13 protein-coding genes are annotated in these 12823 nt (G+C 68.0%); 3 read left to right on the forward strand and 10 right to left on the reverse strand.

Translation table 11 applies throughout. The annotated features are described in order from the left end of the window. Positions 1 to 297: 297 nt before the first annotated feature. Positions 298 to 795 carry a MarR family winged helix-turn-helix transcriptional regulator gene (locus tag OIU81_RS21845; RefSeq protein WP_329150420.1) on the reverse strand — a complete coding sequence of 166 codons (498 nt, stop codon included), beginning with the start codon at positions 793 to 795 and terminating at the stop codon, positions 298 to 300. Between the two features lie 163 nt (positions 796 to 958). Here OIU81_RS21845 and OIU81_RS21850 point away from each other — a divergent pair, with 163 nt between their 5' ends. Both OIU81_RS21850 and OIU81_RS21855 read left to right on the forward strand, forming a co-directional pair. Continuing rightward, positions 959 to 1783 carry a trans-aconitate 2-methyltransferase gene (locus tag OIU81_RS21850; protein ID WP_329150422.1) on the forward strand — a complete coding sequence of 275 codons (825 nt, stop codon included), beginning with the start codon at positions 959 to 961 and terminating at the stop codon, positions 1781 to 1783. A gap of 37 nt (positions 1784 to 1820) precedes the next feature. Beyond that, the gene (locus OIU81_RS21855; RefSeq protein ID WP_329150424.1) at positions 1821 to 2189 is read left to right on the forward strand and encodes a VOC family protein; all 369 of its coding nucleotides are present in this window, start codon (positions 1821 to 1823) and stop codon (positions 2187 to 2189) included. A gap of 21 nt (positions 2190 to 2210) precedes the next feature. On the opposite strand, the gene OIU81_RS21860 is transcribed toward OIU81_RS21855, so the two are convergent. From OIU81_RS21860 to OIU81_RS21885, 6 genes are all read right to left on the reverse strand, one after another. Beyond that, on the reverse strand, positions 2211 to 2843 hold the full coding sequence (locus tag OIU81_RS21860) for a hypothetical protein (protein WP_329150425.1): 633 nt from the start codon (positions 2841 to 2843) through the stop codon (positions 2211 to 2213). Between the two features lie 13 nt (positions 2844 to 2856). Continuing rightward, positions 2857 to 3984, reverse strand: coding sequence for a hypothetical protein (locus tag OIU81_RS21865; RefSeq protein ID WP_329150427.1), 1128 nt, complete (start codon positions 3982 to 3984; stop codon positions 2857 to 2859). 61 nt (positions 3985 to 4045) lie between these two features. Then, positions 4046 to 5230, reverse strand: a complete 1185-nt coding sequence (locus tag OIU81_RS21870; RefSeq protein ID WP_329150429.1) for a putative T7SS-secreted protein — start codon at positions 5228 to 5230, stop codon at positions 4046 to 4048. Between the two features lie 44 nt (positions 5231 to 5274). Further along, positions 5275 to 5565, reverse strand: a complete 291-nt coding sequence (locus OIU81_RS21875; RefSeq protein ID WP_329150431.1) for a WXG100 family type VII secretion target — start codon at positions 5563 to 5565, stop codon at positions 5275 to 5277. 346 nt (positions 5566 to 5911) lie between these two features. After that, positions 5912 to 6598, reverse strand: a complete 687-nt coding sequence (locus tag OIU81_RS21880) for a TetR family transcriptional regulator (RefSeq protein ID WP_443074022.1) — start codon at positions 6596 to 6598, stop codon at positions 5912 to 5914. A gap of 22 nt (positions 6599 to 6620) precedes the next feature. Continuing rightward, the gene (locus OIU81_RS21885) at positions 6621 to 7625 is read right to left on the reverse strand and encodes an acyl-CoA desaturase (RefSeq protein ID WP_329150433.1); all 1005 of its coding nucleotides are present in this window, start codon (positions 7623 to 7625) and stop codon (positions 6621 to 6623) included. Positions 7626 to 7925: 300 nt separating this feature from the next. Between OIU81_RS21885 and ppc the strand changes: the two genes are divergently transcribed. Further along, positions 7926 to 10688, forward strand: coding sequence for a phosphoenolpyruvate carboxylase (gene ppc, locus OIU81_RS21890; protein WP_329150435.1), 2763 nt, complete (start codon positions 7926 to 7928; stop codon positions 10686 to 10688). A 70-nt stretch (positions 10689 to 10758) separates the two neighbouring features. Here the strand turns inward: ppc and OIU81_RS21895 are convergent, their stop codons facing one another. From OIU81_RS21895 to OIU81_RS21905, 3 genes are all read right to left on the reverse strand, one after another. Beyond that, positions 10759 to 11283 (reverse strand): hypothetical protein, encoded by a 525-nt coding sequence (locus tag OIU81_RS21895; RefSeq protein WP_329150437.1) that lies wholly within the window; start codon positions 11281 to 11283, stop codon positions 10759 to 10761. A gap of 79 nt (positions 11284 to 11362) precedes the next feature. Beyond that, positions 11363 to 11950, reverse strand: coding sequence for an aminoacyl-tRNA hydrolase (pth, locus tag OIU81_RS21900; protein WP_329150439.1), 588 nt, complete (start codon positions 11948 to 11950; stop codon positions 11363 to 11365). Between the two features lie 139 nt (positions 11951 to 12089). Continuing rightward, positions 12090 to 12683 (reverse strand): 50S ribosomal protein L25/general stress protein Ctc, encoded by a 594-nt coding sequence (locus tag OIU81_RS21905; RefSeq protein WP_329150441.1) that lies wholly within the window; start codon positions 12681 to 12683, stop codon positions 12090 to 12092. Positions 12684 to 12823: the final 140 nt, after the last annotated feature.

The raw sequence follows: 12823 nt of genomic DNA on the forward strand, positions 1-12823 counted from the left end.
CGAGAGTGACATCCCGTCGTGCGCCGGTGCCGGGCGGCCTCCGCGGAAGTCCGCCGGGCGGCTCCTCGGCCCGGGTGGCCGCGCCCGCCTGGCTGGCCGGGAGTAAGCGCCTCTCGCCCGTCGGCGAAAGAATCCGGCCACGTGGGGGAGGGGAGAGCCGGCCACAGGGGCCCGTTCCGGGCCTGGAACGAGCGCGGGACGGGCCGGGGATGGGCCGGGGAGGGGGGCGAGCATTCACCGGAACGGGGCCGGACGGACCGGGCGGCTACCAGGAACGTTGTCGAACGGACCGCTCGGCTACCCGGGAATGTTGTCGAACGGGCCGGTCAACCGCCGCAGCAGCCCGGCCAGTTCGCCGCGCTGGTCACGGGAGAGCTCGGCGAGGATGGCGCGCTCCTGGATCAGCAGTCCGGCCAGCGACCGGTCGGCCTTGTCGCGACCCGCCGCGGTCAGTCTGACCAGCACTCCGCGCCGGTCGCTGGGGTCGGGCAGCCGCTCGACCAGGTCCTTCTTGGCGAGCCGGTCGATGCGGTTGGTCATCGTCCCCGAGGTGACCAGGGTCTGCGTCAACAGTGCGCCGGGGGAGAGCTGATAGGGCGCCCCGGCGCGCCGCAGCGCGGTGAGCACATCGAATTCCCAGGGCTCCAGGCCGACCTCGGAAAAGGCGATACGGCGGGCCCGGTCGAGGTGTCTGGCCAGCCTGGAGACGCGACTGAGGACCTCAAGCGGTTCCACGTCGAGGTCCGGGCGCTCGCGGCGCCATGCTGCGACCAGTCGGTCGACCTCGTCCTCCATGACGATCAGTGTAGAGGGTCTGTCGACATGAAGTCTCTTGACGTCGAGATATATTTCGTTGGACGATGGGCATCGTCGGCGGGGGCTCGGTTTCCGGCCGAGACGGCCCGAACCAGCCCGTGCCAGCCTTGTGCCTGCCCTGCACCAGCAAAGGGGTTCGACCATGCACGACGCACCAACCTGGGATCCGCAGCAATACCTCCGCCACGCCGGGCACCGTACCCGTCCCTTCCTCGACCTCCTCGCCCGGATATCGGACCTGCCCCGGCCCGGCCGGCCCGCCCGCATCGCCGACCTCGGCTGCGGCCCCGGAAACGTCACCTCTTTGCTCGCCTCCCGCTGGCCCGACGCGCACATCACCGGATACGACAACTCCCCGGAGATGCTCAAGGAGGCCGAGGCGCACGCCGGCCCCACCCCGGGCGGCGGTCACCTCGACTTCGCCCCCGCCGACGCCGCCGACTGGGCGCCCGAGGAGACCTACGACCTGATCGTGTCCAACGCGGCACTGCAGTGGGTGCCCAACCACCCCGATTCCTTCGCCCGCTGGATCGACGCCCTCACCCCCGGCGGCACCTTCGCCTTCCAGGTCCCCGGCAACTTCACCTCGCCCAGCCACGCCCTCCTCGGCGAGCTGTGCGACGCCCCGCAGTGGCGTGAGCGGCTCACCACCCACGGCCGCCGCTACATCCACATCCTCGAACCGGGCGACTACCTGGAACGCCTCGCCGACCTCGGCTGCGCCGCCGATGTGTGGGAGACCACCTACGTCCAGCTCCTGGCGGGCGAGGACCCGGTCCTCGACTGGGTCAAGGGCACCGCCCTGCGCCCCGTGCTGACCGCGCTGGAGAACGATCCACAGACCCGCGAGGCCTTCCTGGACGAGTACCGCGACGCGCTGCGCAAGGCCTACCCCACCGGCGCCCACGGCACCGTCTTCCCCTTCCGCCGCATCTTCGCCGTCGCCCGCAAACCGGCGGACGGCTGACGCGCGACGCCCTTCCCCCGCCCGTGAGGAGCCGCCCGTGATCACCGGCCTCGACCACATCCAGCTCGCCGCACCCCCCGGCACCGAAGACGCCCTGCGCGCCTACTACGCGGACCTCCTCGGCATGACCGAGGTCCGCAAGCCACCGGCGCTCGCGGCCCGCGGAGGCTGCTTTTTCGAGGCCGGCACGGCCCGGCTCCACCTGGGCATCGAGCCGGACTTCCGGCCCGCCCGCAAGGCCCACCCCGGAATCCGCGTCCACGACATCGACGCCTTCGCCACCCGCCTGACCACCGCCGGCGCCCCCGTCACCTGGGACACCCACCTCCCAGGCCACCGCCGCTTCTACTCCCTCGACCCGGTCGGCAATCGATTGGAGTTCCTGGAGCCGGTGGCTCACGACTGAGCGGGCCGGAGCGGTTACGCGTTACGGAATGGGATCGTCGGCGGTCAGGCTTCCCGGGAACTCGGCAAGGAATTCGGTGGCCGCGGGGAGCAGAAGCGTCCCCCACGAGCCGTCGACGAAGCCGATCTGCACATCGCCGCCACGCTGTCCCCGGCGACGCGTCCACGCGATGGTGTCCCGCCGGAAACAGGGCCCCATTTCGTAGGCGTCACCGATTTTCACCCCCCAGCGACGGTTTTGCCAGTAAACGAATCGCAGGTTGCTTCCGGTGACCGCGATCGCGGTCACCACGCCACCGGTGCAAAGCGGCTGCGAGGCCGCCATGAGGCGCCCGGCCAGGCTTTCCCAGGTACCGAAGAAGCGATGGTTCCGATTCTGTGATGTCACCCGATAGGCGGGATCATCGCTGCCCTTCCCGGGGCTCGGCAAATCATTGATCACCACCTTCAGGATCAACGCGAAGAACGAAAGGGCCCGGGCCCAGCCGTCCCCCGGCATACGGTGCCCGACCAGCACCTTTGGCCGCACCGCTTTCGGGGCGTCACCGCCCCCGGCGTCGCTGTGGTTGATATGGGTGACGACAAAAATTCCGGCGCCCTGCTCATCGGCGGGCAGCACCGCCCGCACTCGGTCGGCGATGTCATAGCGTTTCATTCGGCCCTCGATTTCATCCGAAAGTGGACTCGGTCACGGAAGCGCGGAGAGAACGATTGCAAGGAGAGATGACTTCCGTTGTGACCTGCTCGGTGCATTCGGTTGCGACGAGAGTGAACCGGTAGCCCGCGCGCGCGTCGTCGCCTACTTCCCAGCCGCGGATCGCATTGTCTCCGTTGAATACTTCTGATTCCCATCCGAGGGTGGCAGGCAAATCCGCAACACGCGAGAGGGCAGCAGAAATATCGACCTGCTGTGGAAACTCCATACGCCAGTCATGCGTGGCGGAGCACGGAGTCCGCAAGCCCTTGTCCCAGCATTCCTGGCAGGTGATCGGGCTGACTCGCTCGCCGCCCCTCATGCGCCCTCGAACACCCAGAGCATCGAGGAGTCGGCTGGAGTACCAATACAGTTCCTTCTTGACTGATTCATCCGCCTCCAGTGCTACCGGAGCGGACTGACGCATAGAGCGATAGTCCGCGACTTCCTGGTCGGTTCCCCAATCGATCGTGTTGAGGATCTCGTGGAACAGCTCGGCATGCAATTCCCAGTCCAAGCTTGCCGGAGAGCTGAGCTCGAATATCAGCATCTCGCTGGTGCTGGGAAGGGGAATGTAGGACTGGATCTGTGACTGCTGCACAGTCAGTTCACGCCCTGAGACCGACCAGTCCGCATCGATGACGAACTCGGATGTGCCCGCACGTATGAGGGCTTGACCACATGCCAACTCGACGGTTCGATATTCGTCGTCGGGGAACTTCAGTTCAAGAACACCTTGCGTTGTGCGGAGCAGCGCTGCGTCGTCTTCGCTCTCGTGCCGCACCTGGCTGACAACGATGGTGGAGAGACTTGGCCGTTCTTCCACCTCGAGCAGGCAGAGACCGGCGTAAATGACGTCGGCGGCAGCCATGGGTTCGAGCTGTGCCGAGACCCCCAGGGCGAAGCGGTACTGGAACTCCGCGGGGTGTTCCGGAAGAATTTCCGTCACCAGCGCGTACAGTTGTTCCGCTGCAGTCTCGTCATCTGCCGCCGTTACGGGAAGTTCGTGCACGAACGGCGGCATGATCCATCCAATATTGAGTTTGAGCGGCCGTCGCGCAGCTGCGGCCGGGTTCGCCACCTCGTCTCCGGTAATGTTCATCAAAATTCCGATCCTTCAGCCAACTGGGCGGACAAATGGGCACGACGCATCCGAGCTGCGTCTAGTCGTCGTTTCCGGCGGACTGGCTCGACATTTCCTTCGCGGCGCCGTGAATGAAGGATCCTGCCTTGATTGGTAGTTGGATTCCGGCCTCGATCTTGGTCGGGATCTTGCCCTCCGGAAAATTAAATCTCTTGTTAAGGGCCCAGTTGATCCCCTTCTGTGTGAGGGGTTGGCGAATACCTTCAGAGAATTTCGCGGCGGCTTGTATACCCTCCCCTGCGGCCTCGGCGCCGCGGGCTGTCTTGATCCCGGCGACGGCCGTTTTCGCGATGCCCCCCACTCCCGGAATGACTCCGAGGGCATCCAGCCCGACCTTCCAGCCCGGCGTTCCGTTGCCGCGGGCGTTCCCCATCCAATGGCCTGCCATGGCACCGGCAGCACACACGGCTGAGGCGCCGGCGAGCACGCCGCCCGCGACCGTTCCGACGACTGGGACGAACTCACACGCCAGCGCCGCCGCAGCCAGTCCTGCAGAGATCGTCGAGAGCAGATCCGCATGCTCGACCAGCCAGTCTTTGAACCCGCGCCAGGCGCTCTTGAGGCCGTCCACCGCGCGGTTCCACCAGTGAATGTCCGGCGGGTGGTTCTCCGACGCTTTCAGGATTGCCCGCTCGGCTTCGCCTGCTCGGTCCTTCCACTGGGCATGGATCCGCTCGGCCTCACGGATGAGATGTTCCAGCTTGTCCTTGGAGGAGTCGGCCCTGTTGCGGGCCGCGTCCATCGCGTTGTCCATCCGCTTGGCTTGGGCCGGTTCCATCGGCTGGCCGAAGTACGGCTCGTACTGCCGGTAGACATCGTTGAAATGATCGAGGTCGGACTCAGCCTGCTTGCGGGCCGTGGCCGCCTCGGTTTCGACCTTCCCGGCCTTGTCCTGGAATTCCTGCAGGTGACTGTGCCAGCCGCGTAGAGCTTTCGCGCAATCGTGCATGGATTCGCCGCCTTGGCGGAGGTACTTGGGGAGCTCGCCGAGCTTCTTCGCAAAGTTCTGCGCTGCCTGCCCCTCCCAAGCGCCGTCGCTTCTGCCGACCGACTTGAGCAGGTGGTCCAGCTCGTCGAGCTCGTCGCCCACGGACTTTACATCCGAGGCGAGCGCCTGAATTGCATGCAGATCTCCCTTGGCCGGATTGAATCCCACGCCGGGCCAAGCCGAATCATCGTCGATAAACACGCTGCGCCAGGACATGCGTTTCCCCCCTTGATTGGTGTATTCGAATATCGATCCGATGATCAGTGCTTGCCCAACATTTTGGCGTTCTCTTCTTCGCCTGCCTTGTAGGCGTCCAAGGTTGCTTTGAGCCTGTCGTGAATATCCTTGGCGGCATCCGCGATCCGCTTGATGCCGTCCCCCCACTGGTCCTGGAATTCATCGCAGGCATCGTCGAGTCCCTCGGTCCCCAAAGCTTTCGGGCCAACCTGGTTGAGGCGCTTCTGTGCGTCCCGCATGCGGTCATCGGCACTTGAGAGCTTATTAAGCATTCCTTGTACGCGTTCGACATCGATTTTAAAGTCTGACGGCATATTGAAATTTCCCCTCCGTGTCCCGTCGGTGCTGTAATTATTTGCCCGTATATCTTTCGCATCGGATCATTGAGGCAGCAAAAGAACGCTTAAGCTCCTGCCGATGTTGCGAAACGTGCTCCCGCGCTTTGGATCACCGTATCGCGACGCGGCTGGAAGGAGGGGAATCGCTGTGACCGAAAATGGCCGGGATGGGGCGATGGGGGCAGGGAGGAATGGCGGGTGAGGGCTCGCGCTTTTCTCGGAAATATCCGGCATTGTGGCCCGCCGGGCGGAAATGAGGGCAGGGCGGTGCCAGAAGTGGGAGGGGCGGGAAGTGAAGGCGAGGGGCGAGCCGGGCCGCAGCTCAGTTCTTGCGATGCCCTATCAATCGTGGCCGGGCCTCCAGGTTGCCCAGGCCGTGCCAGGCGAGGTTCACCAGATGGGCCGCCACCTCGGCCTTCTTCGGCTTGCGGGTGTCGACCCACCACTGGCCGGTCAGGGCGACCATGCCGACCAGGGCCTGGGCGTAGAGCGGTGCCAGCTTCGGGTCGAAGCCGCGGGCCTTGAATTCCAGGCCCAGGATGTCCTCGACCTGGGTGGCGATATCGCTGATCAGGGAGGCGAAGGTGCCGGTCGACTGGGCCACGGGGGAATCGCGGACCAGGATGCGGAAACCGTCGGTGAAGGTCTCGATGTAGTCGAGCAGCGCGAACGCCGCCTGTTCGAGGAGTTCGCGGGGGTGGCCGGCGGTCAGCGCGCCGGTCACCATGTCCAGCAGCTGCCGCATCTCGCGGTCCACGACCACCGCGTACAGGCCCTCCTTGCCGCCGAAGTGCTCGTAGACCACCGGCTTGGAGACCCCGGCCTTGGCCGCGATCTCCTCCACCGACGTGCCCTCGTAGCCCCGCTCGGCAAAGAGCGTGCGACCGATGTCCAGCAGCTGCTCCCGGCGCTCCGCCCCGGTCATCCGGACCCTGCGGACCCGCCGGGTCCCCGGAGCCGGGGACGGCTTGCCCTTGCTGTTGCTCGCGCTGCTGTCGTCGATCGCCACCCGTCAATCATGCCTTCCCTGGTTACCGCCGGGAGTTACCCCCGGCGGCCGCCGCCGTGCGGCGGGCCTCCAGCCGGGACGCGTCCGGCCAGCGGACGTCGTAGGCCCAGCCCGCCTTCTCGAACCAGCGGATGATCCGGGCGCTGGAATCCAGCTGCCCCTTCAGGACGCCGTGCCGGGCGCAGGTGGGGTCCGCGTGGTGCAGGTTGTGCCAGGACTCGCCGCAGGACAGGACGGCCAGCCACCAGACGTTCCCGGAGCGGTCACGGGACTTGAAGGGGCGCTTGCCGACGGCGTGGCAGATGGAGTTGATCGACCACGTGACGTGATGCAGCAGCGCGACCCGGACGAGGGAACCCCAGAAGAACGCGCTCAGCGCACCCTGCCAGGACCAGGTCGCCAGGCCGCCCACCAGCGGCGGGATCAGCAGCGACACCGCCGTCCACAGGACGAACTGGCGGGAGACCGAGCGGATCGCCTCGTCCTTGACCAGGTCCGGTGCGTACTTCTGCTGCGAGGTCTGCTCCTCGTCGAACATCCAGCCGATGTGCGCCCACCACAGCCCCTTCATCAGGGCGGGCACCGTCTCGCCGAAGCGCCACGGGGAGTGCGGGTCGCCCTCGGCGTCGGAGAACTTGTGATGCCTGCGGTGGTCGGCCACCCAGCGCACCACCGGCCCCTCCACGGCCACCGACCCCATGATCGCCAGCGCGATCCGCAGCGGGCGCTTCGCCTTGAAGGCGCCGTGGGTGAAGTAGCGGTGGTAGCCGATCGTGATGCCGTGGCAGCCGATGTAATACATCGCTGTCATCAGCGCCAGGTCCAGCCAGCTCACCCCCCAGCCCCAGGCCAGTGGCACCGCGGCCACCAGCGCCACGAACGGGACGATGATGAAGAACAGCAGGGTGATCTGCTCGATCGATCGGCGCTGCTCGCCGCCCAGCGTCGCGGACGGCAGGCCGCTGCCGGCGACGGAGGAATCGGCAGGAATCGGGGGGTCTTCTACGGCTTCAGGACCAGCGGTCATGGTGTCCCTCGTCGGGGGCTCGGGGGCACGGCTACGGCTACGGAACCGTAACCTACGGTTTCGTAAGTATGGCAGTGCCGCCGTCACGGGCAAGGCCGTGACAGGCGCCACACCTGCCGGCGCCGCGGCAGATGCCCACCAAGCGGACGGTGTGATTCTCCGACGCTGGGCAGACCTATCCTGGGGACGTCGGACAGCGCGGTCCGCACCCGCCCGCATCAGACCAGCCCATCCGTCGCCCGTCACCCCTCATGCCAGAGCCGCGGCGCGACGTCCCTGATCGCTGCAAGGAGCGCACCTGTGAGCAGTGCCGACCACACTCCGGCCGAGACCGCGACCGCCGAGAGCCCGGACGCCGGCCCGAGCGACAACATCGCCCTGCGTGCCGACATCCGCCGCCTCGGCGACCTCCTCGGTGAAACCCTTGTCCGCCAGGAGGGTCGGGAGCTGCTCGACCTCGTCGAGCGGGTACGCGCCCTGACGCGCGAGGACGGCGAAGCGGCTGCCCGGCTCCTGGGCGACATCGATCTGGCCACCGCCGCCAAGCTGGTGCGTGCCTTCTCCACCTACTTCCACCTCGCGAACGTCACCGAGCAGGTCCACCGCGGCCGCGAGCTCGCCGCCCGGCGCTCCGCCGAGGGCAGCATCCTGGCCCGCACCGCCGACATGCTGAAGGACGCCGACCCCGCGCATCTGCGGGACACCGCCCGCAACCTCGGCGTGCGCCCCGTCTTCACCGCGCACCCCACCGAGGCCGCCCGCCGCTCCGTCCTGACCAAGCTCCGCAAGGTCGCCGAGCTGCTGGACAGCCCCGAGGGCGAGCGCCGCCGCGCCGACCTCCGCCTGGCCGAGAACATCGACCTCATCTGGCAGACCGATGAGCTGCGCGTCGCCCGCCCGGAGCCCACCGACGAGGCCCGCAACGCGATCTACTACCTCGACGAGCTGGGCCGCGGCGCCGTCGGCGACGTCCTCGAAGACCTCGCCGCCGAGCTGGAGCGGGCCGGCGCCGAGCTGCCCGCCGGCACCCGCCCGCTCACCTTCGGCACCTGGATCGGCGGCGACCGCGACGGCAACCCCAACGTCACCCCGCAGGTGACCTGGGACGTTCTGCTCCTGCAGCACGAGCACGGCATCACCGACGCCCTGGAGCACGTCGACGAGCTGCGCGGCGCGCTGTCCAACTCCATCCGCAACTGCGGGGCCACCGAGGAGCTGCTGGAGTCCCTCCGGCGCGACCTCGACGTGCTGCCCGAGATCAGCCCCCGCTACAAGCGGCTGAACAGCGAAGAGCCCTACCGCCTCAAGGCCACCTGCATCCGGCAGAAGCTCGTCAACACCCGCGAGCGGCTGGCCGGCGACACCCCCCACGTTCCCGGCCGCGACTACCTCGGCACCGTGGAGCTCCTCGACGACCTCGCCCTGATCCAGACCTCGCTGCGTGAGCACCGCGGCGGTCTGGTCGCCGACGGCCGCCTGGAGCGCACCCTGCGCACCATCGCCGCCTTCGGTCTGCAGCTCGCCACCATGGACCTCCGCGAGCACGCCGACGCCCACCACCACGCCCTCGGTCAGCTCTTCGACCGGCTCGGCGAGGAGTCCTGGCGTTATGTGGACATGCCGCGCGACTACCGCCGCAAGCTCCTCGCCAAGGAGCTGCGCTCGCGCCGCCCGCTGGCTCCCACCCCCGCCCCGCTCGACGAGGCCGGCGCCAAGACCCTCGGGGTCTTCCGCACCATCCTGCGGGCCAAGGACACCTTCGGCCCCGAGGTCATCGAGTCCTACATCATCTCGATGTGCCAGGGCTCCGACGACGTCTTCGCGGCGGCCGTCCTCGCCCGTGAGGCCGGTCTGATCGACCTGCACGCCGGCTGGGCCAAGATCGGCATCGTGCCGCTGCTGGAGACCACCGACGAGCTGAAGATCGCCGACCAGCTGCTCGAAGAGATGCTCGCCGACCCCTCCTACCGGCGGCTGGTCGCCCTGCGCGGCGACGTCCAGGAGGTCATGCTCGGCTACTCCGACTCCTCCAAGTTCGGCGGCATCACCACCTCCCAGTGGGAGATCCACCGTGCCCAGCGCCTGCTGCGCGACGTCGCCCACCGCCACGGCGTACGGCTGCGCCTCTTCCACGGCCGCGGCGGCACGGTCGGCCGCGGCGGCGGCCCCTCCCACGACGCGATCCTCGCCCAGCCCTACGGCACCCTCGAAGGCGAGATCAAGGTCACCGAGCAGGGCGAGGTCATCTCCGACAAGTACCTGGTGCCGTCGCTGGCCCGGGAAAACCTGGAGCTGACCGTCGCGGCCACCCTCCAGGCCTCCGCCCTGCACACCGCCCCCCGGCAGTCCGACGAGGCGCTGGCGCGCTGGGACGCGGCCATGGAGACGGTCTCCGAGGCCGCCCACGGCTCCTACCGCCGCCTGGTGGAGGACCCCGACCTGCCCGCGTACTTCTTCGCGGCCACCCCCGTCGACCAGCTCGCCGAGCTGCACCTCGGCTCGCGCCCGTCCCGCCGCCCCGACTCCGGCGCCGGCCTCGACGGACTGCGGGCCATCCCGTGGGTCTTCGGCTGGACCCAGTCCCGCCAGATCGTCCCGGGCTGGTACGGCGTCGGCACCGGCCTCAAGGCCGCCCGCGAGGCCGGACTCGACAGCGTCCTGGACGAGATGCACGAGCACTGGCACTTCTTCCGCAACTTCCTGTCCAACGTCACCATGACGCTGGCCAAGACGGACCTGCGGATCGCCCAGCACTACGTCGACACCCTCGTCCCGGAGAACCTCAAGCACGTCTTCGACCACATCAAGGCCGAGCACGAGCTCACCGTCTCCGAGGTCCTGCGCGTCACCGGTGAGAAGAAGCTCCTCGACTCCAACGAGGTGCTCCAGCAGACCTTCCACATCCGCGACGCCTACCTCGACCCGATCTCCTACCTCCAGGTCTCGCTGCTGCACCGCCAGCGGACCGCCGCCGAGCGCGGCGAGGAGCCGGACCCGGTCCTCGCCCGTGCCCTGCTGCTCACCGTCAACGGTGTCGCGGCCGGCCTGCGCAACACCGGCTGACCTAGCACCCCGGCAACAGCACGGCGGCCCGTCCTCTCACCGGAGAGGACGGGCCGCCGCCGTTCATGCCCTACATCGCCGCGAAGGCCGCGCCCAGCAACACCGCCCCCAGCAGCCCCATCACCCACGCCGTACGCCGCAGCCGCATCCCTCCGGCCACCACCAGCGCCGCCAGCAGCAGCGCCCCGGCGAACGGCACCCACGCATGCAGGATCCCGGCCGTCCCGGCCCGCACCGCATGCGTCGTCCCCGGCTCGACCACCACCTCGACCCGCTCGCCCTTCTCGGGCGCGGCCGCCTGCGCGATCGTCACCTTCGGCCGCCGCCGGCCGTCACCGCCCGTCGGCTCGTAGGGTCCCGTGCACCGCTCACCCGCACACGCCGACACCGTCATCAGCCCGCGCTCCCGCGCCTTGACGAGCATCGCGTACTGCGCCGTGTGCCATGACGTCCACACCCCCGCCACCAGCAACAGCAAGGCCAGCAGCCCCATCACGGCGACCCTGGCGACGAGCAGCGCCCCGTAAGCACTCTCACCGACCCGGCGGGTACGACTGCGTTTGACCGAACGGGTGCGCGTACTGCTTCTGGGCATGGCGGCGATCCTTGGCCATGCATCAGCGCCCGTCAACCTCCGACAACGGTTCGTGGGCCCCTGACCCCCGCTGTCCCATTCAGGAGTTGTAGGTGCTCTGCGCCCGTTCCAGACCGTCGACGATCAGCGTTTCCACTGCATCCGCGGCGCGGTCCACGAAGTAATCCAGTTCGCGCCGTTCGGCCGAGGAAAAGTCCTTCAGCACGAAATCCGCCACCTGCATACGGCCCGGCGGACGCCCGATCCCGAACCGGATCCGGTGGTACTCCGCACCCAGGGATTTCGTGATCGACTTCAGACCGTTGTGGCCGTTGTCGCCGCCGCCCAGCTTGAGCCGCAGCGCACCGTAATCGATATCCAACTCATCATGAATGGCAATGATGTTGGCGAGTGGCACCTTGTAGAAATCCCGAAGTGCCGTGGTCGGCCCGCCCGATACATTCATGTACGAGGACGGCTTGGCCACCACCACCCGCCGGCTGCCCGGTCCCGGCGCACCGCAGCGGCCCTCCACCACCTGGGCCCTCGCCTTGTGCGCCTTGAAACGGCCCCCCATTCGCCCCGCCAGCAAATCCGCCACCATGAAGCCCACGTTGTGGCGATTTCCGGCATACTCCGGGCCCGGATTACCCAGCCCCACGACCAGCCACGGATCCGCGTCCGACATTCCGTCACTCCCACATCCCGCCGACCGCCGCCGGCCCCGACCGCAATTGCCCATGAAACAGCCCAACCGCCACCCCGCACCCAAAGGCGCGCGGCGGCGGTTGGACGACTCGCTGAGAAATCTACCCAGCGGAAACGACTCAGGCCTCGGTGGCCTCGCCCGCACCCTCGGCGGCCTCCTCGGCCGGCGCCTCGGCCTGCGCGGCGATGACCTGCACCACGACGGCGTCGTCCTCGACGGCCAGCGAGGAGCCGGACGGCAGGACGATGTCCTTGGCCAGCACCGAGGCGCCCGCGTCCAGGCCCTCGACGGAGATGGTGACCGACTCCGGGATGTGGGTGGCCTCGGCCTCGACCGGCAGCGTGTTCAGGACGTGCTCCAGCACGAGCTGGCCCGGGGCGAGGTCGCCCTCGACGTTGATCGGGATCTCGACGGAGACCTTCTCGCCCTTCTTCACGGCGAGGAAGTCCACGTGGACCAGGAACTGGCGGATGGCCTCACGCTGCACGGCCTTGGGGATGACCAGCTCGGACTTGCCGTCGAACTCCAGGCGGAGCAGGGCGTTCGGCGTCTTCAGCGCCATCATCAGCGCGTGGTTGTGGATCGCCACGTGCTGCGGCTCCGCGCCGTGGCCGTAGACGACGGCCGGCACCAGGTCGGCGCGGCGCGCACGGCGGGCGGCACCCTTACCGAAGTCGGTACGGACCTGGGCGGTGAGCTTGACCTCAGCCATAACGGCACTCCTCGTAACTCAGAAACATCTGGTGGGCGTCACCCGGCCCACGACAGACCTGCTACGAAGAGCGCGTCGATAACGGACAGCCACCACACAGGGCGGCCTCCCTCGCCGAGCAACTCGATGAGTCTACCCGG

It is taken from the genome of Streptomyces sp. NBC_01454, assembly GCF_036227565.1.
Lineage (GTDB): Bacteria > Actinomycetota > Actinomycetes > Streptomycetales > Streptomycetaceae > Streptomyces.